At 42.8% G+C, this 25368-nt stretch carries 20 protein-coding genes; 10 read left to right on the plus strand and 10 right to left on the minus strand.

The genetic code is table 11. The features are described 5' to 3' along the window. Positions 1-4: 4 nt before the first annotated feature. Entirely contained in the window at positions 5-1192 is a 1188-nt protein-coding gene (locus tag I3257_RS00050; RefSeq protein WP_238048516.1) for a divalent metal cation transporter, read from the minus strand. Between the two features lie 397 nt (positions 1193-1589). Next, entirely contained in the window at positions 1590-2603 is a 1014-nt protein-coding gene (locus I3257_RS00055; RefSeq protein ID WP_238048427.1) for a LysR family transcriptional regulator, read from the minus strand. Between the two features lie 239 nt (positions 2604-2842). Between I3257_RS00055 and I3257_RS00060 the strand changes: the two genes are divergently transcribed. Together I3257_RS00060 and I3257_RS00065 are read left to right on the plus strand one after the other, a co-directional pair. Further along, positions 2843-3799, plus strand: coding sequence for a hypothetical protein (locus tag I3257_RS00060; protein WP_238048428.1), 957 nt, complete (start codon positions 2843-2845; stop codon positions 3797-3799). A gap of 340 nt (positions 3800-4139) precedes the next feature. After that, complete coding sequence (locus I3257_RS00065) at positions 4140-4655, plus strand: hypothetical protein (RefSeq protein ID WP_238048429.1); 516 nt, start codon at positions 4140-4142, stop codon at positions 4653-4655. Positions 4656-4690: 35 nt separating this feature from the next. Here the strand turns inward: I3257_RS00065 and I3257_RS14130 are convergent, their stop codons facing one another. After that, on the minus strand, positions 4691-4816 hold the full coding sequence (locus I3257_RS14130) for a hypothetical protein (protein WP_269135293.1): 126 nt from the start codon (positions 4814-4816) through the stop codon (positions 4691-4693). A gap of 523 nt (positions 4817-5339) precedes the next feature. Between I3257_RS14130 and I3257_RS00070 the strand changes: the two genes are divergently transcribed. Continuing rightward, on the plus strand, positions 5340-7721 hold the full coding sequence (locus I3257_RS00070) for a TonB-dependent receptor (protein WP_238048430.1): 2382 nt from the start codon (positions 5340-5342) through the stop codon (positions 7719-7721). A gap of 109 nt (positions 7722-7830) precedes the next feature. Here I3257_RS00070 and I3257_RS00075 read toward each other — a convergent pair whose 3' ends face one another. Next, positions 7831-8736: a LysR family transcriptional regulator gene (locus tag I3257_RS00075; RefSeq protein ID WP_238048431.1), complete on the minus strand. Its 906-nt coding sequence runs from the start codon at positions 8734-8736 to the stop codon at positions 7831-7833. Between the two features lie 294 nt (positions 8737-9030). On the opposite strand from I3257_RS00075, the gene I3257_RS00080 reads away from it, so the two are divergent. The 3 genes from I3257_RS00080 to lldD all read left to right on the plus strand — a co-directional run bounded on the left by I3257_RS00080 (position 9031) and on the right by lldD (position 13779). Beyond that, positions 9031-10734, plus strand: coding sequence for an L-lactate permease (locus I3257_RS00080; RefSeq protein ID WP_238048432.1), 1704 nt, complete (start codon positions 9031-9033; stop codon positions 10732-10734). Positions 10735-10799: 65 nt separating this feature from the next. Next, positions 10800-12506 carry a D-lactate dehydrogenase gene (gene dld, locus I3257_RS00085; RefSeq protein WP_238048517.1) on the plus strand — a complete coding sequence of 569 codons (1707 nt, stop codon included), beginning with the start codon at positions 10800-10802 and terminating at the stop codon, positions 12504-12506. Between the two features lie 130 nt (positions 12507-12636). Beyond that, positions 12637-13779 (plus strand): FMN-dependent L-lactate dehydrogenase LldD, encoded by a 1143-nt coding sequence (gene lldD, locus I3257_RS00090; RefSeq protein ID WP_238048433.1) that lies wholly within the window; start codon positions 12637-12639, stop codon positions 13777-13779. 261 nt (positions 13780-14040) lie between these two features. Here lldD and I3257_RS00095 read toward each other — a convergent pair whose 3' ends face one another. Next, the gene (locus I3257_RS00095; protein WP_238048434.1) at positions 14041-15309 is read right to left on the minus strand and encodes an integrase arm-type DNA-binding domain-containing protein; all 1269 of its coding nucleotides are present in this window, start codon (positions 15307-15309) and stop codon (positions 14041-14043) included. A 1219-nt stretch (positions 15310-16528) separates the two neighbouring features. Further along, positions 16529-17014, minus strand: a complete 486-nt coding sequence (locus I3257_RS00100) for a hypothetical protein (protein ID WP_227697649.1) — start codon at positions 17012-17014, stop codon at positions 16529-16531. Positions 17015-17237: 223 nt separating this feature from the next. On the opposite strand from I3257_RS00100, the gene I3257_RS00105 reads away from it, so the two are divergent. Further along, positions 17238-17903 (plus strand): hypothetical protein, encoded by a 666-nt coding sequence (locus I3257_RS00105; protein WP_198329929.1) that lies wholly within the window; start codon positions 17238-17240, stop codon positions 17901-17903. Between the two features lie 149 nt (positions 17904-18052). Here I3257_RS00105 and I3257_RS00110 read toward each other — a convergent pair whose 3' ends face one another. Together I3257_RS00110 and rhuM are read right to left on the minus strand one after the other, a co-directional pair. Further along, the gene (locus I3257_RS00110; RefSeq protein ID WP_193007393.1) at positions 18053-18796 is read right to left on the minus strand and encodes a M90 family metallopeptidase; all 744 of its coding nucleotides are present in this window, start codon (positions 18794-18796) and stop codon (positions 18053-18055) included. Between the two features lie 162 nt (positions 18797-18958). Next, positions 18959-19684 carry a RhuM family protein gene (gene rhuM / locus I3257_RS00115; RefSeq protein WP_238048435.1) on the minus strand — a complete coding sequence of 242 codons (726 nt, stop codon included), beginning with the start codon at positions 19682-19684 and terminating at the stop codon, positions 18959-18961. A 194-nt stretch (positions 19685-19878) separates the two neighbouring features. Between rhuM and I3257_RS00120 the strand changes: the two genes are divergently transcribed. From I3257_RS00120 to I3257_RS00130, 3 genes are all read left to right on the plus strand, one after another. Beyond that, complete coding sequence (locus I3257_RS00120) at positions 19879-20058, plus strand: hypothetical protein (RefSeq protein ID WP_198329928.1); 180 nt, start codon at positions 19879-19881, stop codon at positions 20056-20058. 247 nt (positions 20059-20305) lie between these two features. After that, entirely contained in the window at positions 20306-20557 is a 252-nt protein-coding gene (locus I3257_RS00125; protein ID WP_193007391.1) for a hypothetical protein, read from the plus strand. Positions 20558-20576: 19 nt separating this feature from the next. Next, positions 20577-21185, plus strand: a complete 609-nt coding sequence (locus I3257_RS00130; RefSeq protein WP_238048436.1) for a peptidase — start codon at positions 20577-20579, stop codon at positions 21183-21185. A 50-nt stretch (positions 21186-21235) separates the two neighbouring features. On the opposite strand, the gene uvrA is transcribed toward I3257_RS00130, so the two are convergent. Both uvrA and I3257_RS00140 read right to left on the minus strand, forming a co-directional pair. Next, positions 21236-23803, minus strand: a complete 2568-nt coding sequence (gene uvrA, locus I3257_RS00135) for an excinuclease ABC subunit UvrA (protein ID WP_238048437.1) — start codon at positions 23801-23803, stop codon at positions 21236-21238. A gap of 213 nt (positions 23804-24016) precedes the next feature. Next, positions 24017-25261 (minus strand): DUF819 family protein, encoded by a 1245-nt coding sequence (locus I3257_RS00140; RefSeq protein ID WP_238048438.1) that lies wholly within the window; start codon positions 25259-25261, stop codon positions 24017-24019. Between the last annotated feature and the right edge of the window lie 107 nt (positions 25262-25368).

Genomic DNA, 25368 nt, shown 5'->3' on the forward strand with positions numbered 1-25368 from the left:
ATACCTAGCCAAATAGTCCAGCAAGATTGGCTAAAAATAACAGCGCAAAACCCGTTAAGAAGATGAGTCCCGCGATAGAGAGTGCATTCATACCAAAAGACAGTTTTTTATGATTTTTAACCAGTGAGTAATTTAACCAGCCAAAGATAGGCGCTGAGACAAACGCCGATATCATGGCAAACTTAAGCATAGTACCTAATTGTCCAGTAAAGAAAGTGATAATCATCAACCCACCACCGATAGCATAGGTCGTCCAAAAAGCGATTTGCTTTTTGTTGATTTCGCTTTCACCTTTTATTAGACGCCAGCACTCAGCGTTGGCACGGCCATAACCGTCTGCACAGGTGATCGTCGTGCCAAACATACACATAAAGGCGACGAAAGCGACCAATAGACGTGACCATTCGCCGATGGTTGCGGTATACATATTAATCAACTGATTGATATAAGCGCCACCGACCAGCTCAATTTCTTGTCCTGAGCCATACTGTACAAACACACCTAATGATAAGAAGAACAATGCCAAAATCGCTGAGACGGCGTAACCGACGTTGAAGTCAAGCAAACCTTGGCGATGGGTAGTGTGATCGGCTTTGACTTTGGCAGAGGTCCACATCGAGGTAATGGCGGCAAACTCAAGCGGTGCTGGCATCCAGCCCATGAGTGCCACGATGAAACCTAAAGTTGCTAAATTCCAAGGAGAGGCGGCGACAAAGTCTACAGCCATAACCGTTGGCTTGCCAGCGGCAATAATGACTGCAGCAACAGTGGCCGTGGTCAGGGCAATCATAATCCATTTGGTCACACCATCGAGCAATTTATAATGCCCTGCAATCAAAAAGAACCAAGAGACCGCTACGATAATCAATGACAGCGCCATCGTCGACAGACCAAGGGAGGCGGGTAGCATAAAGCCTAGTATCACCGCTGCTATTAATGAGACCGCGCCCGTACTAATGACGGCTGATAGGATAGAGAGTATAAAATATACCCACAGATATACTTTTGAGCGTTTGGCATAGCCTGCAATCAAACTCTCGCCAGTGTCATAGACGTAGTCGGTTGCAAAGCGAAAAAATGGATACTTAAAAACGTTGGCTAAAATAATCATAATGGCCAGTTGCCAGCCATATATAGCGCCAGCCTGTGTCGATGAAATCAAATGCGAGCCACCGATAGCAGCGGTTGCCATCAAAATACCGGGGCCAAAGATACGCCAGCTAAAGCCTTCTTGCTGCGATGTCGCGGTATCGTCAGTGGCATTTGGGTTGGTGCGTGGGTTATTGAGTGGTTGTGTGGTCATGAATACCTCTAAATGGTTAAAACGGCAAATTATCACTTACCTGTGTCAGCTTGCCAATGATCATGAGAGAAGGGCTTTATAAACTGCTTAAATATAAAACGATTCATCTTGTATCGACTTTAGCACACCGAAGCCAGTCAGGAGAATGATTATTCTAGTTGTTATTACTATTTGTTTGCATTGCCATTCTTTTTAGTTAGCATAATCAGTTGCTAATATCAAGCATTAAGGCTGATTATTTTTTAGCGGTTCTTTACAACACAATATCCATTCAATATCTGATAATTTAAGGCTGTGACACAAATTTTTGCTGCCGATAAGTGATGCCGCGCTGCTCATATACCTGATAGGTGGCGCGCAGTAAATCAGAAATGCTGGGATGAACGAAATCTTTGAGTGTATGCAGATAAATAGGGGAGGTGACGTTTTCGTGTATCAAACGTTGATAACTGATTTGGTCGGTACGCACGGTCTTTAGGCTAGCAGGCACAAGGGTAATACCTTCGCCAGCCGCCACCAAGCCTAGCGCTACTTGCAAGTCACTCACCGTCGTAGTCATAAAAGGCGAAATACCGTATTGTGCAAATAAGTGTAGCAACGGCTCCGTAATAGGCGCGCTATGTGCGGATTGCTCAGCACTTGTGCGTCTGGATTTTGTATTATTATCCAGCTTTGCGCTGGTTGACCTTACGCTCGTCGCTATCGGTAAATGGGTTTGATGGTAGAGAATCAGTCGATTGTTTGCTAAGTCTATCAATCGCTGCTCCTTTATATGCGCCAAAGGATGGGCTTTTGGTAAGGCGACGACATAACGTTCATGACGCAGTAGTATTTGCTGAATCCATGGATCTTGATGGGGGAAACGCCCAAATCCGATGTCTATCTCACCAGATTTGAGCGCCTCTATTTGTTGATATGAGCTGATGTCTTTGAGATTGACGTCGATATCGGGGTTGGATTGCTTTAGCATGGCAATAATTTCAGGAAGCAATCCATAAAGCACGGATGGGACAAAGCCAATATTCAGCATGCTACTGGGCGTAGATAGCCGCTGCGTCATGCTGGTGACGGTATCAATCTCTGTCAATATGGCGCTGATTTTGTCATAAAAGAATATACCAGCTTCAGTCAGATGTAGCGGTCTATGGTAGCGATCGACCAATTCTACACCCATATCCGTTTCAAGCTGTTTAAGCAGGCGACTCAAGCTTGGTTGTGACAATCCAGTTTTAGTCGCTGCGGCACTAAAGCTCCGTGAATCTGCGATAGCAATAAAAGCGTTGAGCTGTTTTAAATCCATATTTTTATGCTCACTTATTTATGATGTCACCGTTGCTTGTGGCTTATCTTCTCTTGGCTATTTTGATTATTTTATCCGAATAAGAGCAGTAAGCGACAAATTATGCTTGAAGCGAACGAGGCTAGCTACTATATTGTTTGTTAACGTTAGTGTTACACTTTAGCAAACAATAACAACTTTATTCTTAATTCTAGCTGTTATCTACTTTTTCGCGGTAAAAACTGGTTTGGTATTACTTCATGAGCGACAAAAAAAATAGCCCTAATGCGCAGTTAGAGGCAAATTTAGCCAAAATTGCTAATACTAAGCCACGTAAGCGTATGCGTAAAGATAATATCTACGAGCGTTTCATCACGCGTGTCGAAAATGTCGATAGTAATGAGGAAAACGCTACTTTCAAAGAAAATGCATTAAAACCACTAAAGAATACCGATCATCTTTCATCGTATGAGCCATTAAGCGCCACAGAGCTAGAATTATTTGCTACTTTAGAGCAAGAAAGCGTGAGCACAGGTATTAATGTAGATTTTTCTGATGACGATAAAGACGAGGGTTTTTCGACAAATCATGCACCGATAGCTAATACTGACAACTCTTTAGATTCTGATGCAAATAACGATAAATCTTCTTTATATATCGCGGACAGCGCGAATGCTGATGATTTAAAACGTCAAGATTCAGAAAGATCAGCAGCTGAAAAAGTTAGAAACGAACAACTATCTAATAATAACGACGCTGTAAATGACAGTGCCATTGCTAAACAATTAGCAAAATCAAAGGAAAAGCAAGTAAGTAGCAAAAAACCGCTTATTATTGGCATGATATTTGGCTCATTATTGATTGCTATTATTGTAGCGACACTAATTTTCACCGGCGTTCTATCGACCTCAACGAAAACGATTGCACCTGATAGTGCAGAGACGAAAACAACAACGACAGATGCAGCACCAGCTGTTAGCACTGGCAAAGCAGTAGTAACCGATGACAACCAACCTTCTGCTGATACAGGCGCGATAGACAAATCGACAGTGATATCGCAACCAGAGGAATCCCCCACTGAGAATCCAGATACTAATCCTAATGGGGTAGAGACTACGGAAGTCCCAACGACCATACCAGCAGCTGATGCAGCCATCACTTATGATGACTTTAGAGAAGAATCCCAAAGTACCTTGTATCGTGAGACCAATGATTAGAGTATGTTGGACCTTCATAATTTCAACTAATCATTCAACCTAATGCATGTTATCAATTCAAATGGACTGAATTTTGCCAAGCAGCGTTAAATATCTGCTTAATACCTCGAGATAATCTGTGCTATTTTGCTTATTAGACTGCAATTCATCTCATTTTTATTACCATTTTTCAAATTGCTCATCAGCAACTAGCCATACAATAATAGTGCTTTCAAGCCGCTTATCAGTCAATTCTATCGCTCATACCAAAAATCATTGCAACATACCCGAGAGCCCGTATCCTGAGATCAAGGATACGGTGATAGGCCGTTCATAACATGGATTGACTCGGTATTGAATTATGACTATCTCAGACAATAAAAATGATATCAATAAAAGTGTTGGCTTATCCAGTAATTCTAATAACGAGCCACTATTAGCAACCGACACAGCAAAGCTAGCAAAAGGCAATTTGCTGAGTCATGTAAAATGCTTTGCCATAGTGGGTGTCTTGTTATTAACGACTATATTTGTGTCGGCTCGTTTTTTTTCAACAATCCCTCAAACATCCATGGTAAGTGTTCATCTACCTGTTACGGTAGCTACTCATCAAATCAACGAGACGGCAGCAGATAGTTCACAGCTAGCAAAAGTTAAAAATAATCACAATCAGGCTAATGTTGAAGCTAAGCATGCTCAAGCCGAGATTGCTATTAGTTATGGTGATTTTAGACAGGAAGCACAGAATATCTTATATCGTGAGGCAGAAGCGTCTGTCTCACGTGTAAACCTAAATACAGCTAGCATTGAGCCTGCCATTAGTCATGAAGATTTTAGAGTAGAAGCAAAAAACATCTTATACCGTGAGGAAAAATAATCAAGTCTATAGGCTAACAGTCACTTTGGTTAATGCTAATTGATACTAGACTTAACCCTATCTTTAATTTCAATGACACCTAATATCTGCTGACCATCTGCAACCATTAGTAGCGTACTACCACGGCGAGCCACTTCTGGTAATTGTTGTTCTAAATCCATAGTACATCGACGTCGCCAGCAGCTTCCACCGCCCATCCAAAAATCACAATCACCTTAGCTTGAGCATCCAGCTCATGACTACTACGCCAATCGTTGTCGAAATTAAGCAAACTAATAAAGCCGCTGAAATAAAAATAGCAATGAATTTGCCTTTTGAGAGGACGGCAATATAGTCAGTGCAATTTAATTTGGCGTTCTGGTACGTTTGGCATCTTCTATCGTACCAAGGACATCATACGATCTAAGAAGCCTTGTTCAGGCGCTTGGGTGATGTGAATAACCTGTCAGTGTTGAGCTATATAGAGAGCTATCAATTGAATTATGGATACCGCTTAGATATCGAATCTTGAGTGACGATGGGGCAGTATTGTTTTGGAAGCAATAGGGTTTTCGGTATTGTAAATAATTATAGAAACAAAAATGATTATCATTTACAATATTGTTCACAAAGTTAGTACACACAGCATTATTAGCTAAATATAACTTTTACCACTCTTTGATCCTCCAATTAAGTGAAGTGAATATGAAACGCCACCATCAAGTTGCTCTATCCTTTCTTACCTTTTGTATCAGCCAGCAACTATATGCACAAAACAATGTCAGTGCTATGGACATCGCTTCAAATACGATGCTTTCAGAAGACTTAGCTGTCAACGCCGCCTCAAGTGAGTTACCAAACGTGATTTTAGATACCATTACGGTCACTGCTAAAGCAAGGACAGGAACGGCTTTGGCACAAAAAATTAGTGAGATGCCCGCCGTCACACAGGTAATTACCGAAAATGAGCTACAAATGCAGGCGACAGGCAATCGTACTACTGGAGATATATTGGCTCAGCTGATTCCAAGTTTGGGGGCAAGTAGTGGCTCAACCAGTAACTATGGCACGACCATGCATGGCCGTCCCGTGCAGTTTTTGCTGAATGGTGTGCCATTGAGTGGCTCACGCAGCCTTTCACGCGAGCTAAACAGTATCGACCCTGCGCAGCTTGAGCGGGTAGAGGTGCTCTCTGGTGCGACCAGTATTTATGGGGCTGGCGCGGCTGGTGGTCTGATTAATCTCGTCACAAAATCTATGGTGGGTTATGGCTCTATCAGGCAAACCAGAGTCGGCGTCAGTAGCAGTCGTAATTTTGACTCAGATTCCTTGGGTTATCATGTGGGGCAGACATTGGGTTATGGCGGTGAGCGAGTCTATGGTCGCCTAGATGTGGATTATGATCGTAAGGGCGGCAAATTCGATAGCCACGATAATCGCATCAGTCCAGACGTCAATCAAACTGACCAACAAGATACCGAGTCGCTAAGTATTAATGGTAGCTTGGGTATAGAGCTCACTGACAGTCAGCGTCTCGATTTGGCAGTGACTTACTACAAAGATGAGCAGGATACGGACGACGGTCCAGACTACGGTGATGGTTTGGAAGTATTATTTGGCGCAAAACCGTCCTTAGAAGCCATTGATGGTGCCAATATACAGAATGAGCCTTTTACGGAAAAAACATCAGTGAACCTAAATTATAATAATGATGATATTGCAGGCTCAAATCTGAACGTGACTGGCTACTATCGAGATGAAAAAGGCCGTTTTTACCCTTCTGCCAAGAGTGCAGCAAGCCAAGCTGCTGAAGTATGGCAAGCCAATGGTCTGACTGATAAAGCCACGCTAGGTAAGCTGTTGGAGGCAGCAACATTGGTCACTCAATCAGAGGCAGATATTGAAGTGATGGGTCTACGCGCCGCCATGCAAACGGATAGCGAAATCGTGGGTAAAAAGACACTATTTAGCTACGGGGTTGACTTTGAACGCGAAAAAAGCGAGCAAACCTATGAAGGTCAAGACTTAGATAAATTTAAAGCCAGTAACGGTCTAAGTGCTCAGCCAAATGGTCTTAGCTATAATGGTGGACCAGATACCACCATCGATAAATGGGGCGCTTTTGTCAATGCGGATATAGATATCACTGATAAATGGCATACCAGTGCTGGCGTGCGCTATCAAAAACTCAAAGCAGAAACGGCTGCTTTTACGCCCATTTATGAGCAATTGCTCGAAGAGTATTTTAATGATCCTCGCATCAGCGGTGTTAGTGATGCTTACGGCATTGATTATCAAGCGGGTCAAGTGGAAAAAGGCAATACAGACCACGATAAAACCCTATTTAATATCGGTACCAGCTATCAATTAACCCCAAATGACCAAGTATTTGCCAATTTTTCACAAGGCTTTACCACTGCTGATATTCAGCGTGCGCTACGTGATGTACGGGCAGGCTTTGTGGTCAATTCAGACAATGTGCAACCTATCGCAATCGACAATTACGAGTTGGGCTGGCAAGGTAAGCATGGCAATACTGCTGTACGATTGAGCGGTTTTTATAATAAATCAGACAAAACGGTGCGCTTTACCAATGACTATACGGTAGAAGTGGTCGATACTGATGAGCGCGTCTACGGAATAGAAGGTTCGCTCAGCCATGATATTGATGAGCAATGGCAAGTGGGTGGCAGTGTTGCCTATACTCGTGGCCAGTATGATAAAGATGGTGATTGGTTGGAGCTGGATGCCGTCCGCTTGACACCCCTTAAAGGCACTGCATTTGCGCAATACAACTTCGATGAAGGCAGTAATATACGTCTACAAGCATTAGCAATTGGCGGTGATAATAAAGCCTTTAAGGATCAACAAAAAGACCCTGATTCTAGCGCATTGCCAGTCACAGGTTATATGACACTTGATGTATTAGGACAAGTTAAAATGCCGGTAGGTCGAGTAGACTATGGGATTTATAACTTACTCAATAAAGATTATCTAACGGTCTATCATCAAACAACCTATGGCGACTTGAATCGTTTGCCTGCATCGGGTACAACTTACGGGTTGAGCTACACTGTGGATTATTAAAAATAATATCAGATCAGTTTTTATTGCCCATAAAAAATTCTTCACCATTTCTTTAATTTTAAGACCGCTTTATTAGTTTTTTTATACACATCAAAAACCGGCTTATTACTTAGCAGTAGTAAGCCTGTTTTTGATGTAATGAGTCTCGCAAATGTGCAACGAGCAGTTTTAACTTTTGATCCGGTTGTCTGGCCTTAGGATAAACCGCATATAGCCCCAGCTTCTTGCTGGTAAAACATTGTAAAATCTGCGTGAGTGTATTTTTCTGTATTTCCTCATAGATCAACACTTGTGGTAAAAAAGCGATACCTAAATCGCTAAGCGCGGCTTGTTTAATTGCACTCAGATGATTGCTATAAAACCGACCATAGACAGATATTAATTGCTCTTTGCCGTCTATATATAGCGGCCATGTACTGTTAGCCGTATTATCAAACTTATAAACCAAGCACTCATGATTCTGTAACTGTTCAGGAGTTTGAGGCGTACCATATTGCTTTAAATAGGCTGGAGTCGCGCATATAATCCACTGGCTATCTATAAGGCGCCTTGCAATGAGTGAAGAATCCTCAAGCACAGCGGTCCTTAGTGCCAAATCAAATCCTTCTTCTATCAAGTCAACCAATCGATTGGTAATTTGTAACTCTACTGACACTTCAGGGTGTTGTTTACAGAATTCGGCAATAGATTCGCTAAATATGAAATTCGCAGAGACCACAGGCATGGTTATACGTATATGGCCTTTCATATCTTCGCCGTAACCCGTGACAGCATTTTCAGCTTCTTGAAAGGCGGATTTAGCAATTTTAGCTTTGTTATAAAGCGCTCTGCCTGCATCGGTTAAGCTCAACTTTCTAGTGGTTCTATAAAGCAGTTGTGTATTTAAGTTCTCTTCTAATCTCGCAATGCGCTTGCTCACTACTGAGTTCGTCAATGATAATTTTTCAGCGACTCTAGAAAATGACCCTTCTTCAACAACCTGAACGAATAAAATCATGTCGTCAGCTTTGGTCACACTTGTTCTCCAATTGGCGTAATGCGGATTAGATTATAGCAAAAAAGGAAAATAACATTGTCCATTGATGCAATATATCAATGAATTAACAAGGCGTAGACTATTCCAGGGCGTTTTTGACATTGGGATATAAACTGTCGCAAGTCGTGCTCGGCTTTTTCTGCAAGACAGCTTTAGTAAATAAGCAGTCCCTATTTGTGAATATTTAATACAACTTAGTCATCATAGGTTCGTCAAAATAAAGGCTTCGATGACTTGGTTCAGGGAAGATCACACAATCAAAAGGATGTAATTTTGAATCAAACAATATATGGGCTTTTGGCATTACTGCCAATCGTTCTCTGTGGTATTTTTCTGATAGGTTTGCAATGGTCAGCTAAAAAAACAATGCCTATCATTTTAGTGGTTACCGCAGCGCTTGCCATTTTTATATGGGATATGACGCTTAACCGAGTGTCATCATCTATTATTCAGGGTTTGGTCATTACGGTTTCGGTATTGTGGATAGTCTTTGGTGCTATTTTTTTGTTGAATACATTGAAACACACTGGTGCAATCGCCGTTATCCGTGCTGGGTTTACCAATGTGTCGCCAGATAGGCGTGTGCAAGCCATTATTATTGCATGGTGCTTTGGCTGCTTTCTTGAGGGTGCCTCTGGTTTTGGTACAGCTGCCGCTATTGCAGCGCCTTTGCTGGTGGCAGTAGGATTTCCGGCGCTGGGTGCGGTGTTGATGGGAATGATGATACAAAGTACACCTGTATCATTTGGTGCGGTCGGTACGCCTATTGTGATAGGGGTAAATGATGGGTTAGATAAAGCTGCCATTAGTGCTCAACTGGCACAAGAAGGAGTACAGTGGGGCGAATTTTTACAACTGATTACCAGTCAAGTCGCCATCATTCACGGTGTCATTGGTACGTTTATGCCACTTTTTATGGTGATGATGCTCACTCGCTTCTTTGGTAAAAACAAAAGCTGGCGGGAAGGCTTTGCGATTTGGCCGTTTGCAATTTTTGCAGGCTTGGCATTTACAATCCCTTATATGATAACTGGTGTTTTGTTAGGGCCAGAGTTTCCGTCACTGGTCGGTGGCTTGGTCAGTATTACTATTGTTGTTAATGCTGCTAAAAGAGGGTTTTTGGTGCCAAAAACCACATGGGATTTTGAACCGCAAAAAAACTGGCCGAGTGAATGGCTTGGTAAGTTAGTGGTCAGTAAAGAAGATATTACGCTGACCTTGAGTGATAAGAAAATGTCCACCCTTATGGCGTGGTTTCCTTATTTACTGGTGGCCCTTTTACTGGTGTTTTCAAGAGTATTTACAGGCTTTCAGTCTTTACTTAACAGTGTGGCAGTAGACCTAACCTCGATTTTAGGTGAGACAGATATCAGTGCCAGTTTTAGTCCTTTATACTTACCAGGCGGCTTGTTACTAATTAGTGCTTTGGTTGCTGCCGCTTTTCAAACTAGAAAGCCCGTCAGCGCCCTAAACAGTGCCTTTAAAGAATCAGGCAAGACTGTACTAGGGGCTGGGTTTGTACTTATTTTTACAATTCCAATGGTTAGAATTTTTATTAATTCAGGCATAAACTTATCAGATGTAGCGAGTATGCCAGTCGCCAGTGCAGAGTTGTTTTCAGGTACTTTTGGCAATGTTTTTCCATTGATTAGTGCAACCATTGGTGCTTTAGGTGCATTTATCGCAGGCTCTAATACCGTATCTAATATGATGTTCAGTCAATTCCAATATGAAGCCGCCATGAGCTTACATATTTCACCTTCTCTAATCATCGCGGCGCAAGCGGTTGGTGCCGCAGCCGGTAATATGGTTGCCATACATAACGTAGTTGCTGCATCAGCAACGGTGGGTTTACTTGGTATGGAGGGCGCCACACTTAGGCGTACTATTTTACCCACCATATACTATGTATTGTTCTGTGGCATCATCGTCATGGCCGCCATTTACATTTTTGGTTTTCAAGGGCCCTTGGCATGATGAATGACACACCATTACAAGATAAGGAGCATCATATATCTTCATCAAATCGCGCTTCTCAAAGCATGCTTAGTCCTGATCAGGTGTTAGATAAACTAACAAACTTGCTAGGCGCGAGTAATGTACAAGCTGATCCAGAGAAAAATGAGCACTATAGAATGGGGTGGCGCTCTGGTGGCGGCAGTGCCTTAGCGGTTTTGTTTCCGCAAACATTGCTGGAGATTTGGCGTAGCCTAGAAGTGTGCGTTGAAGGCGACTGCATCATTATCATGCAAGCGGCTAAGACAGGCCTGACTGAAGGATCAACACCGAGCGGTAATGACTATGATAGACCCGTTGTGGTGATTAATACGCTTGCCATAAACAAGTTGTATTTGGTGAATGATAATGAGCAAGTGATTAGCTTGCCTGGGGCGACATTGCATCAGTTGCAAAGTCAGCTTAATGCTGTCAATAGAGCGCCTCACTCTGTCATCGGTTCCTCGACATTGGGAGCGTCTATTATTGGTGGTATATCTAATAACTCTGGTGGGGCGCTAGTTAAAAGAGGCCCTGCCTATACCGAGCTTGCTGTGTTTGCCCAAATAAATGAACACGGTCAACTGGTGCTAGTCAATCATCTAGACGTCGAGTTGGATGATACTCCAGAAGAAATATTAACAAATTTGCAAAACGGTCATTTTGATAAAAAAGAATTACCTGACACTGGTAAGCTCGCATCTGACAGAGAGTACATCGCCCGAGTAAAAGATGTTGATGCAAGCACACCCAGTCGCTTTAATGCGGACAAGCGCAGACTGTATGAGGCCAGTGGCTGTGCTGGCAAGCTTGCCGTGTTTGCAGTACGTCTTGATACTTATCCAATAGCGGCAAAAGAGAAAACTTTCTACATAGGCACTAACAGTGTGAATGAACTGACACAGCTCAGAAGACAGATATTATCAAGCTTCGACAATATCCCTGAATTGGGTGAGTATATGCACCGTGATATATTTGATGTCTCTGCCAAATATGGCAAAGATACGTTTTTAAGTATTAAGCATCTCGGTACAAATGCCTTACCTAGATTGTTTTCTATCAAAGGTGCTATGGACGCAAAGTTCCATAAATGGTCATGGATGCCAAAGCATTTCACTGACAAAGTCATGCAGTTCATCGCCAATCTATTTCCAAAGCATTTACCGAAGCGAATGATGGAGTACCGTGAACAATATGAGCATCACTTAATCTTAAAAATGAGTGATGAAGGTATAGCCGAGGTACAGGATTTTCTGAAGACATTTTTTGACGCGTCGGACACAGGTAATTATTTTGAATGTAGTAAAGAAGAGTCAGAAAGCGCGCTTTTAAATCGCTTTGCTGCAGCTGGTGCCGCATTACGCTATGAAGTTATACATGAAAAAGAAGTTGGTGAAATATTAGCGTTAGATATTGCCATACCACGTAACGAGTTAGAGTGGCTTGAAAAACTACCCGAAGAAATTGAAAAACACTTAGAGATGAAGCTGTACTACGGACATTTCTTTTGCTATGTGTTTCACCAAGACTATATTTTGAAAAAGGGTAGTGATGCACATCTTGTTAAAAAAATGATGCTAAAGCTCTTAAACGAACGTGGAGCCAAATATCCTGCTGAGCATAATGTAGGGCATCTATACGAAGCAGAACCTGATTTGCAAAACTTCTATAAAAGCCTAGACCCAACCAATACCTTTAATCCGGGCATTGGCAAAATGTCGAAAACCAAACGTAATTGCTCGTGCTGTTTGTAATGGGCAGTTTGGGCTAAGCTTGCCGCTTCAAAAATAAGCCAATTGCATCCATCGTTTAGCACTAATCAATAAATAATTAGAGATTCAAAAATATTATATAGATATCTAACAGCATAAAAAGGGTAAGCATATGATTATTTCATCTCCAAACGATTACAGGGCTGCTGCCAAGCGCAGACTGCCACCATTTCTATTTCATTATATAGATGGCGGTGCTTATGAGGAATATACCTTAAAGCGTAATGTTGAAGATTTATCAAAAATTGCGCTTAGGCAGCGTGTACTGAATGATATGTCACAACTGAGCTTAGAGACGCAGTTATTTAATGAAACCCTGTCTATGCCTGTCGCGTTGTCACCAGTGGGTCTGACAGGTATGTATGCACGTCGCGGAGAGGTTCAAGCCGCTATGGCAGCCGATCAAAAAGGCATTCCGTTTACCATGTCGACGGTTTCGGTTTGCCCGATTGAAGAAGTAGTGCCTAAAATTAACCGTCCAATGTGGTTTCAGCTTTATGTATTAAAGGACCGAGGTTTTATGAAAAATGCCTTGGAACGTGCCAAAGCGGCGGGGTGTTCGACCTTGGTTTTTACGGTGGATATGCCAGTACCAGGGGCGCGCTACCGAGATATGCACTCTGGTATGAGCGGTAAAAATGCCGCTATGCGCCGTTACTTCCAGTCTGTGACGCATCCGCAATGGGCATGGGATGTAGGGCTAAATGGCCGTCCGCATGATCTGGGCAATATCTCCACTTATTTAGGCAAGCCAACAGGGCTAGAAGATTATATAGGCTGGTTGGGCAATAACTTTGATCCCTCCATTTCTTGGAAGGATTTAGATTGGATTCGGGAATACTGGGATGGGCCAATGGTCATCAAAGGTATTTTGGACCCAGAAGATGCCAAAGATGCGGTGCGTTTTGGGGCAGACGGCATAGTCGTATCCAATCATGGTGGACGACAACTGGATGGTGTTTTATCCAGTGCACGGGCGCTGCCTCCTATTGCTGATGCGGTTAAAGGAGAGATTAAAATTTTAGCCGACTCTGGCATACGCAATGGCTTAGATATTGTGCGTATGTTGGCTTTGGGCGCTGATATTTGCATGCTAGGGCGCGCCTTTATTTATGCTTTAGCAGCGGATGGCGGTGCAGGGGTAAGCAATTTGCTAGAGCTGCTAGATAAAGAAATACGCGTCGCAATGACCTTGACTGGTGCCAAAACGATTGCTGATATTAATTCTGATTGTTTGGTAAAGCTGGATAATTAAACCGATGCTATAGAGTTTGTCAGTACATGAAGTGAGCTATTGCAAATAAGATACCGGAGCTTAGAAGCCGTCGGCTTGGTCGTTGAACACAAGCGCGAGGTTGCAGAAATTCCAATATCTAGGCTACCAACGAGCGAATGTTAGGGTGTTTTGGTTGTTATGTGATGACTGGGAATGAGATGCTATGAAAAGGGCTTATTGTGCATTGTGAAGTTAATAGGCATATTATTGTTGAAGGATAACCTCAACTTAAAGCAATCATTACGTTGAACCCCGGAGCTTATCTATATAATCAGCCCAATTTTGCATCATTAGCACTCTGGTATCAATTTCATCTAATCGGTTATAAGCGCCGCCATGCGTATCCTTTATTCGATGTCCTAATTGCAGCTCAGTCACGATATCTGAATAACGCAGCTCAGGTTGTTCCATTAGTAGAGTTTTCGCTGATGCTCGAAATCCATGAGCGCATTGAACATCCTTATATCCAAGCCTATGAAATATTTGCACTAGCGTTGCTTTACTAATATAAGGATTGCTCGAGGCGCGTATCGATGCAAATACGTGTTCTTTGTGACCTGTGATTGCTTGTATTTTTCGTAAGCGCTCAATTACTTGAGTGGCTAGTGGTACAACTAAATGAGATACCATGTCATCACGACCTTCGCCTTTAGTAGGAGAAAACTCCCATAGCTTATTATCCCAATCTATATCTTGCCAACGCATAGACCGCAAATCGATACTACGCACAAAGACATACGGTAGTAAATTCATCGCTTCTAATGTGATTTTACTTGCACCTTTGAAATAGGACATATCGTTTAGGAGAGTGGCAAACTGATCAGGCTTGGTGATGGCTGGTAAGTGGTTGCCTGAACTGGCAGGTGCTAGCTCACCACGTGTATCAATAGCTACATTTCTATCGCATAATCCTCTTGCGACAGCAAATGAGAAGACCTTTTCAGTATAAAGCCGAGTGCTGGCACCAACGAAGGTTGCTTGATTTTCATTGTTTTGAATCGCCTCACATACACTCAAGATCATCTCGCTTGTGATATCGTTCATTCTTAAGTCGCCAATCTCACGACACATATATCCTAGACACAAATCCCAAAAATTGAGGGTTGAGTCACTAAACGCGCGCTTTCTAGATTTACTATGGTGACGACTTGACGTTTTGTGATCTCGCCACGCTTGTGTGATTTCAGAAAATGTGGCGTTCTTTAGATGAGCATACCTATTGACTTGTTCTTTTTTATGAATGGCTTTAGGGTCGGAGCCTTGTGCGACCATGCTAAGTATAGTTTCTGCTTTATACTTAGCTTCATATAGACTGATATCTTCGACCTTACCTAGCATCATTCTAGGGCGCTTACCATCGATATGGGGATGAGCGTACCGTAAGTAGTATTCCTTTTTACCATTTGGATAAATACGAATACTTAAACCCGCGATACCTGAGACACTGACCGAGTAATCTTTATCTCGGCATTCAAGTTTATTGATATCATTTAAATTATCGACAGCCATGAGGTACATCCGTCAGCTTTATAAGCTAGGTAAATTGTGAGTGTTAATCTATTATCTCTATACTTAGAGTTAGAACAACCTTTGCGCACGTTTTATACATCTTGAAAAGCGTCTTCTGGGAAACATAGATAGCTATTGGACACCAACATGGACACTGTTATTCATTGATGAGTTTACAAAACCCTTTAAATGGAAGGTTGTAAAGTACAATCATCCCCAAGTGAAGGTTGGGGATGATTGTAGTATAACGACTGAAGGAGGAGTAGGCTATGCGTTTATTGAGCTGTAGGTTATTATTACTGGTTATTTTGGTCAAATAATTGGAGTTAATATAAGATGAATGCTTTTCCTAGCATTTGATTGAGCATATTTTCGACAAAAACCATGCTCCTGTACGTGCACAGAATATAAAAATTAGGGGCGTAGTACTGTTCTGTGCAAATTTGACGGTTGTTAACTCAGTGCTTTAGATGGAATTATATTACGAATAGTGAGGGGGTTTTTGATAACTTAAAACAAAAAGTATTACAGCTTAGTTGGCAATGATACTCGCCACTATAAGGTATATCTAAACCAGACTTGCAGACAGGTCAAGTAAGAATATTGTAATATCATACCTGCGCTATTAGAACTGATATGAAGTAACAGATATCAAAAAGAGTTATGATTTTTGAGCTAAGCTAATAATCTATAGGTAGTGATATCTTTATATGCCTAACGTATTGCAAAAGCATTCGTACCAAAGAGCCAGATGATTAAGATGCTAACAATTGAAAAATGATAGCGAAATTGGCTATTGGGTGATGATTAGTAATTAGGAATTGGATAAAGTACTGATTAGACATTCTGGCAGATGTAGCCAATATGATGGTGACACATAGAACGAACTCATCAAACAGTTTAGCTTTAAAGCTTCGATGAGCGATAAAGAAGATTTAGTTAAGGTTTACCATAGTGATGAGTGCAATACATGTGAAACGGTTATTAACTAAACTAACTAGTTATTTATGATACATAACATAACCCCATGAATTTGCTATCAGGTACTACTTATTTAACATAATATACATTATGCGAAAACAAACCAATGGCTTTAGAAGTTAGGCTCATAGTTTTATACAGTGCCATTTATAAGCTCTCATGATTATTTCTGTGATTTTTATTCAGGGTTTATAACTTTTTATATTTAGGTATCAATAAAAATAATGCTCAGCATTGGCTAGCGACAGGTTTCTAGTAAATGCTTGCGAAAAGACTTGCCATCTTCATCTAAAATCACATCTGCCACTCGGCAATTAGCATCGTCATCGGTACCATTACATGACAACTCATAATAAACATTGCTGCCATGTGCCAAACTCACTTGCACCAATCCTTGGTCAGTCATCGAAAACTGTTTGTCTTGGGTATAATCAGGATCTTGCGAATCCCACAATACATCATAATCAACATGACAAGATATTTGCTCTCTATCAAAATAGTCTTGCTCAATCTGCATCGCGGCTTGTAGATCTGGGTCGGCATACTGTTGCAATACGACCGGATTATCCATGCCTTGATTGTTGACGTCTTGCTGATACATGTTGCTAATGGTCGCTATTTTTATGGCTGCATAAGTCTGAGTTGACTCTGCTATATCAGCTATAGCAAAATTGGTTGCTATCAGTCCCATAGCTAGCAGCGTCAGTGAATAATGTGTTGGCATGGCGTTCTCTACGAGCTTCAATGATATAAGTGTTATAAACCATTACATCATAACCATATTATGACTCTGCTGTATTATCGTATCATTCCGGTTTATCTACTAAAAACGATCTATTACTTAATAACTTTTAAATAATAAATTTTTGCTTAGTAATCTTGTGAAATTTGCCCAATTATATTCACAGTAACGTATATTTCGATAACCACTGCGATAAGGATGCTTCATGACCCTATTATCTACTTTCAAAGACCGTTCATCTAAATTAACCGTTGGCGGCGCATTGGCTTTGGCGCTAGCAGCAACTGGCTGTCAATCTTCTGCTGAATCCAATATAGCCACTCCAAATCAATCTAACGGCCATTCATCAACGCCCGTTGTCTCCGATATCAGTCAGCAAACCCTTAAGCAGCAAGCCTTACGTATTCAGCGCGCGCTTGCGAATAAAGACTTCGCTCGCATCACCAATGATATTCATCCGACCCGTGGCGTCCGTTTTTCGATGTATGCCTATGTGCGTCCTGAGACGGATAAAGTCTTTAGCCGTGAACAATTCGCCCAATATTTGCAACAGTCCAAAATTCGTTTTACTTGGGGTGAAAAAGACGGTACGGGCGATCTACTCGTCACGCCACTACCTACATATTTAGACACGTGGATTGATGCTAGCCAATTTAACAATGCCAATATCAGTATTAATGAGTTCCAACACAGTGGGAATATGATTAACAACCTAAAGAAAATTTATCCCAATTCAGAGGTTGTCGAGTTTTATCATAAAGGCTCAGAGGAATATTCCGGTATGGATTGGCGTATCATGCGTTTAGTGTTTGAAGAATATCAAGGTAAACGCTATTTGGTCGCTATTGTGAATGAGCAATGGACAACTTAAATAATTTTTATCTATAAAAACATAGACTTAAATGAAAAATAAGCAAAAAAAAGGCGGTGTCATAAAACCTATGCACTGCCCTTTTTTATTGCTTTTTCATGCCTATATATTCATTATCGAACATTAATAGTGACTATTAATGATTTTGATTAAAGTGGTGTTTGGCGAAAAAACTTCATCATTATGTCGTAAATATCAGGGTAAGCATCGATCAGCTTTTGCGGCGTCTCAAAAAACACCTCACTGAGTACCGCAAAAAACTCCGCAGGATTAGTCGCGCCATAACGATCAAGACCTGATTTATGATGGCTTTGAAAATCCTCAAAATCTCGTGTCATAATTTCAGTCCAGCGCGCAGGATTCATATCCACTTGTAGCGGTGGAAAGCCGTTGGCACGACCATTTAACATATCAAGTTTATGCACAAACTCATGAATGACGACATTATGACCGTCGCGCTCCCCTGAGTGTTTGGCATCCTTCCACGACAGAATAACGGGGCCGCGCAGCCATGCTTCGCCGCTACGGTGCTGACTGCCCTCATGGACAATGCCCAGCTCATCGACAGTGGTGGTTTCGCTCTTGTAGGAACTAGGATAAATAATAATGGCTGACCAGCCAGCATACCACTCAAGGCTAAGGTTTAAGATAGGCAAGCAAGCTTGCAAGGCGATGGATTGCCGCACCGTATCGCTAATCTCAAAACCTTGTGCGCCCGTGATTGACTTATCCGCCAAAAACAGCGTCGCCAGCTCAAACAAGCGTGTTAGCTCGTCCTCATTTAACCGATCAAGTATCACAATACGCTGAGCCGCTTGCAGCCAGTCAGCATGAGTAAACTCACTGTTGTCCAATATGCGCTGCTCGCGCCAGTCTTTTATGATGTCAAACATACACTTTATCCCTATTCTTCTTAGTATATAGGCCAGCCGTTCTACGTATATTATAGCGATAACCAGTAGCACGCCATGATAATTACTATATTAAAATGTATAAAAAACGCCGCTCATAAATACATTACTGAGCGGCGCAGACTGTCATCCATACATTATGTTTTAAAATTGATATTGTAAGCCTAACTGTACTGAGCTGTCTTTATCATCACGTGCAAAGGTGGTATCACCATTCAGATAAGCATAGACATTGTTATGAACCTTGTTACTCACACTCAGCTCAAACGTCTCGATTTGAACGTCATAGCGCTGTAACCACAAAAACGTCTGTGTATAGCGACTGATTATTTCAATCAGGCCGCGCCCTTCATTGGTATTCAACTCAGGGCTTTGAGCTGTCTTTCTGATAAGGTTTAACGCTTGCTGCAATTCATTGGAGTTTTTATCAAGGCGCTGTTGGTTAAGCGTATATCCTTTCACCAAGTACTCACGTAAGCGCTGGGTCGCCCATATACGAAACTGCGTGCCTTTTTTAGAATTAACCCGATAACCCACAGAAATAATGGCATCTAGATTGTAAAAGCGAATGTTGCGTCGCACTTGTCGGTTTCCCTCTTTACGAACTACCGAGGATTGCTCGGTAGTTGCTTCGGGGTCGAGTTCGCCTTCTTTATAGATGTTTTTTAGGTGCAAACCAATCGTGTCAGAGTCCTTTTCAAACAGTGTGGCTAATTGTGCTTGTGAGAGCCACAAAGTATCATGCTCTAAGCGAATCTCAATCCGAGTCTGTCCATCAGCACTTTCGTATATCTCTACTTTTACCGCATCATCATTAGACTTCTTGCATAAGTCATCGTCAGCCCTTGTAATTCCGTCAGTGGAAGTCAATGAACTGGTACTTTTGCAAGAGATCTATTCATAAAGAGCTCTCGTCGCGTAATAACACACTATAATCTAATAAAAATAACGATATCTTAAGCTATCTAACTTTTAAGTACATCGATGATAATTAGGACAACAAAAAACCCAAGCCAGTACATAATGACTGACTTGGGTTTGGTGTTTTGAATAGCATCATAACGATGTCTCATTCAGTGTTGTTTAATCTACCTCATAACCTGGTACATGGAAGACTCACTGGACTGCACCTAGATAGTGCCCCTAGTGCATTAGCAGGACTGAAACAGTCTTCCTTGGGTAAAATGCAATGGCTTGACTCGTGGACGCAGCATCGTCCTTCACCGAAAACGGTGAAACGCTAAATCTCACAACGTCCCTATTCTGCCCCAGTCTCAAGCAAGCTGTCAATCAATCTTTATCCAATAGTGGTAACTATTAATATGTATGCGTCATTTAGTGTCGCACAGTTTTACTTGTTCATTTGCGCGTCATAAGATGTCGTGTTTCTATTTTTAATTAACAAAAGTTTTTGATATTTATTATCAAATAGGCTTTTATGTGCTTACAAAATATCATTCGCTGACTACATTATTATTAAGGCACACCGCTATGAGTCTGTCGTTCGAACAAATTCAGCATGCTTGGCAGGTACAAGATCCAAGCTTGGTCGAAAAGCTTTGTTTATTATCCCAGCAACCCGATCCGTTACCTGAATCACCTATATCAGAGGACGAGCTGACATTTGAGCGATTTCTACATAAGGTTCTGAGTTATTCGTTCCGAGAGCAGCCTCCTGAAGCACAGTTTGCAGAGCGTGTAGCGATAATGGCAGTCTTAGAGTCAAAAGTTATATCAGTATAGCGTTGAGGGCGAGCGCTTTATGGTGCTACAGACAGCGGGTAGCTTAGCGACGTCGCAGGCAGTGTTCAATAAACTACAAAACGACATTGACCAGCGTGCTGAGAGCAACCTCAATACGGTAGCGACGTTGTTTGATGCGGCGCAAATGGTTGGCGAATGTATGCGTGATATTATGAATCATGCAAAAGCAGTCGCTAATTCTAGTCGCGATGGGGCTTTTACTAGCTCATTTATGCTTGGTGGTCAAATTAAAGGACATCCGCCTGAGTTATACCTAATTTATCCTGAAGGCAATTGCATCAAAGCCACAGAAGATACGCCTTTCTTTCAGTTGGGCGAAAGCAAATACGGCAAACCTATTTTGGATCGTTCTGTCAGCTATAACACGGATGTAAGACACGCGGCACGTGCCTTGATGCTATCATTTGATTCCACGATTCACTCAAATCTATCAGTCGGTATGCCGATAGATTTTGTGCTTTATGAAAATGACAGTTTAATCTTACCCAAAGGTCGCCGTATTGATGATCGTGATGAATATTTTAATACCATCCGTCATCAATGGTCAGATGCGTTACGTCGCACGTTAGTTGAATTGCCTAAATGCCCTGATAATTATTGGGGATAGACCCTTCACCCTTAGACCCAATTTGAAGGCTGGTCGTCACATCAATAAAATCACACCAATAAAAACGGTGCGGTGCGACTGTCTTCTGATTGGGCCACGTCTTCTGGCGTACCTTGAGCGACAATTAACCCGCCCTCATCACCTGCCCCTGGCCCCATATCAATCATCCAGTCGCTATTACTGGCTACTTGCATATCATGCTCAACCATGATGACGGTGTTCCCTGCATCGACCAAACCGTTTAATTGCGTCATCAGCATGGATACATCAGCAGGATGTAAACCTGTGGTTGGCTCATCTAAGATATAGAGCGTATCGCCTCGTTGCGTGCGTTGTAGTTCAGTGGCAAGCTTGATGCGCTGTGCTTCACCCCCTGACAGCTCAGTGGCGGGCTGCCCCAAACGTAAGTAGCCAAGCCCCACTTGCAGCAATGCATCCAATGCGCGCAAGATAGGCGCTTCATCAACAAAGAACTCATGAGCCGCTTCAACGGTTAAATTTAATACTTCAGCAATGTTTTTATCTCGATACGTGATGGTAAGTGTTTCTTCGTCATAGCGTTGCCCATGACAGACCTGGCAAGGTGCATAGACACTTGGTAAAAATAGCAGCTCCACACTGACAAAACCCAAACCTTCACAATTTGGACAGCGGCCTTTTTTGGTGTTAAACGAGAAACGTCCAGCGTCATAGCCATGTGCTTTTGCTTGCTTAGTTGCGGCAAACAGCTTACGCACATCATCGAACAATCCTGTATAGGTTGCTAGGTTTGAGCGCGGTGTCCGCCCAATCGCCTTTTGATTGATATTAATAAGACGACGGACTTGCTCCATGCCAGCGACAATTTCACCACCAGTGGCTGTCTCAAGCTCTTGCTCAAGCAAATCTGCCTCACCTACAGGCGCTTCAGCAACCGTCTTTTGCCCCAATACTTCACTGATAAGCTCTACCAATGCTTGGCTGACAAGACTCGACTTACCTGACCCTGAGACACCCGTGACACTAGTCATCACCCCAAGCGGAAACTCAACATCCAAGCCTGTTATATTATTGCGCTCGATATTTGCGAGTTTCAGCCACGCTGTCGGTTGCCTTGTGTCAGATTTTGACTGATGATTCGCCGTGTCGTTAGCAAAGAGATATTGACCCGTATGCGACTGCGCAACCTCACGTAGCCCTTCTACAGGCCCACTATAGACAATCTCTCCGCCATGCGTGCCAGCCTGTGGCCCGACATCTACCACCCAATCAGCATGCCCAATCACACTCACGTCGTGCTCAACCACAAACACCGAGTTACCAGACGCGATCAACTCATCTAGCGCCCCAAGTAGCGCCTGCGTGTCAGCAGGGTGCAGACCTGCTGATGGCTCATCAAGGACATAAACCACGCCAAACAGTTGCGAGCGAATCTGGGTCGCTAATCGCAATCGCTGTAGCTCACCAGGCGATAGCGTTGGTGTGGTACGCTCAAGCGACAGATAGCCCAGACCAAGCCTTGTTAGTGCCTCAATACGAGAGAGAATATCACTGGCAATACGCTGGGCAACGATGGCTTTTTCGCGGTTTGGTGTGTCATCTGCCACTTTGGTGTGTGCTGTTTTCTCAAGTTTGATGGCCATATCCGTCAATGTGAGCTGCGATAGCTCACCGATATCGAGTCCTGCAAATTTAACCGACAGTGATTCTTTCTTAAGTTTTTTGCCGTGACATTCTGGACACTCGGATATCTGCATAAATTGCGAGACGCGTTTCTTGGTGCGCGGGCTTTGAGTAGTGGCAAAAGAATGCAAAATAAAGTTTTTGGCACTGGTAAACGTACCCATATAGTTTGGCTTTTCCCCTTTCTCAATTGCCTCCCGTGTCTGTTCTATATCATACTCAGGATAAACAGGCACTGTTGGTGTCTCATCGGTAAACAAGATCCAGTCGCGGGTCTTCTTTGGCAGGGTGTGCCAAGGCTTATCGATATCGTAGCCTAGTGTGGTCAATATACGGCTCAGGTTTTGACCTTGCCATGCCGGTGGCCATGCCGCAATGGCACGCTCGCGAATGCTCTTGGTATTATCTGGTACCAGCAGATCCTCGGTGACCTCAAACACACGGCCGATACCTGAACACGTGGGACAGGCACCATCTGGCGTATTGGGCGAGAACGCATCGGCATACAGTATCTCTTGGCCGGCGGGATACTCTCCGGCTCGTGAGTACAGCATACGAAGACCATTAGATATGGTTGTTACACTACCGACGGACGAGCGTACTGACGGCGTACCCCGCTGCTGCTGTAAGGCAACTGCTGGCGGTAACCCTTCTATAGTATCGACATCGGGTTCATCAACCTGATCGATGAGCCTTCTGGCATAAGGCGATACTGAATCAAGATAGCGGCGCTGTGACTCGGCAAATAGCGTACCGAATGCCAGTGATGATTTTCCCGATCCAGATATACCCGTAAAGACCACTAAGGCATTGCGCGGTAAATCCACATCGACGTTCTTTAAATTATGAACGCGTGCGCCTCTGACTTGGATAATGTCTCGGTTATAGTGAGGATAGCCATGTTTCGCCGTGTCTGTCTGATTTGAAGTTTCTTCTAATGTTTTTGAATGGGCCATAGCGCTACTGTTCCTAACGAATTTGTGGTTATTTTTATAAGTGGTGCAAATGTTAACACGTACTGATGTCAGGGCTTGGCAAGGCTTACATATCCATAGCATAGATAGACAAAACGACAACTTAAGTCATTAGGCACCTTATAATAAAAAAACCCGCAATCATTGCAGGTTTTTTGAGGAAAAAATGCTATCAGAATATGGATAACCTAAATACTAACCCACTACCAAGCGCATCAATTGGGTACTGATATACCCGCCAAACGTACCCACCGCATAGCCCATAATACCCAAAAATACTCCAACAGGCGCAAGCGATGGATGAAAAGCCGTCGCGACGATCGGTGCCGACGATGCGCCACCTGTATTGGCATTAGAACCTACCGCCAAAAAGAAAAACGGCGCACGGATAAGTCTGGCAACAGCAAAGATAATCACGACGTGAATACTCATCCATAAAAAGCCGATAAGCAATAGCCGCCACTGCGAGACAATACCCGCTAAATTAATCTGCATACCAATCGCGGCAATCAGCACGAAGATAAATACGGTACCCATTTTGGACGCGCCCACATGGTCGAGTCTGCGAATCTTAGTAAAAGAAAAAATGACACCTAACAGAGTAATAATGACTACCATCCAAAAGAATGAACTGGCAAAACTATATTGCACCGCCCATTTATATGGGGCAAAAAAGTCAGCAATTTGTCCACCAACAAAGTGCGCGACTCCTACCATGGCAAAGCACAAACCAAACATCACCATCAAATCATTGATGGTGGCTGGACGGGCATGATCGCGCTCATAGCTTTCGACGGCTTTGATAACTTTATCAATACTACTGGTATCAGCTCGCAAGAATCGATCGATCTTTGCGCTGTGTTTTGCCATTACTAATATTGCCAATAACCACAATGAGGCATTAGTGGCATCCACCAAGATCATCATACCAAACAAATTATCGCTGACCCCAAACAACTCTTTCATCGCTGCTTGATTTGCCGCGCCGCCGATCCAGCTACCCGCCACCGCCGAAAACCCACGCCATAGCGTGTCATCAGTAAACATCTCAGGCGATATCCATTTAGCGACACCCAAGCTTATTGGACCACTGATAATAATCGCGATACTGGCGGCGAAAAACATGGCAATGGCTTTCCAGCCTAGCCCCAATATCTTCGGTACATCCATCGACAAGGTCATTAACAGCAAACTCGCTGGCAACAGATACGTGGCGGTAAAGCCATAAATCTGTGAGCCAATACCGTCAGCAAAGACACCTAAACTATTAAGCGTTGCAGGTATAAAGCAGCACAGCACAATACCCGGCAATACCGCATAAAAGCGCTGCCAGAATTTACCGGGTAATCCTTGGGTATAAAAAACCAAACCGATAATGGCCATAATGATGCCAAAGGCTAATGGCAGACTATCAATGGTTAAATGAGAAGTATCGGGCATCAAATAGCTCCGCAGCACACGATGAATAAAAGCTTGTTAGTATAGACAAGGCGAAAAAAACGCGCAAGCAGCGATCGAATAAACACAAAAAAGCCAGATAACGAGTA

The sequence above is a fragment of the Psychrobacter sp. Ps7 genome (assembly GCF_022129225.1).
GTDB classification, from domain to species: domain Bacteria; phylum Pseudomonadota; class Gammaproteobacteria; order Pseudomonadales; family Moraxellaceae; genus Psychrobacter; species Psychrobacter immobilis_A.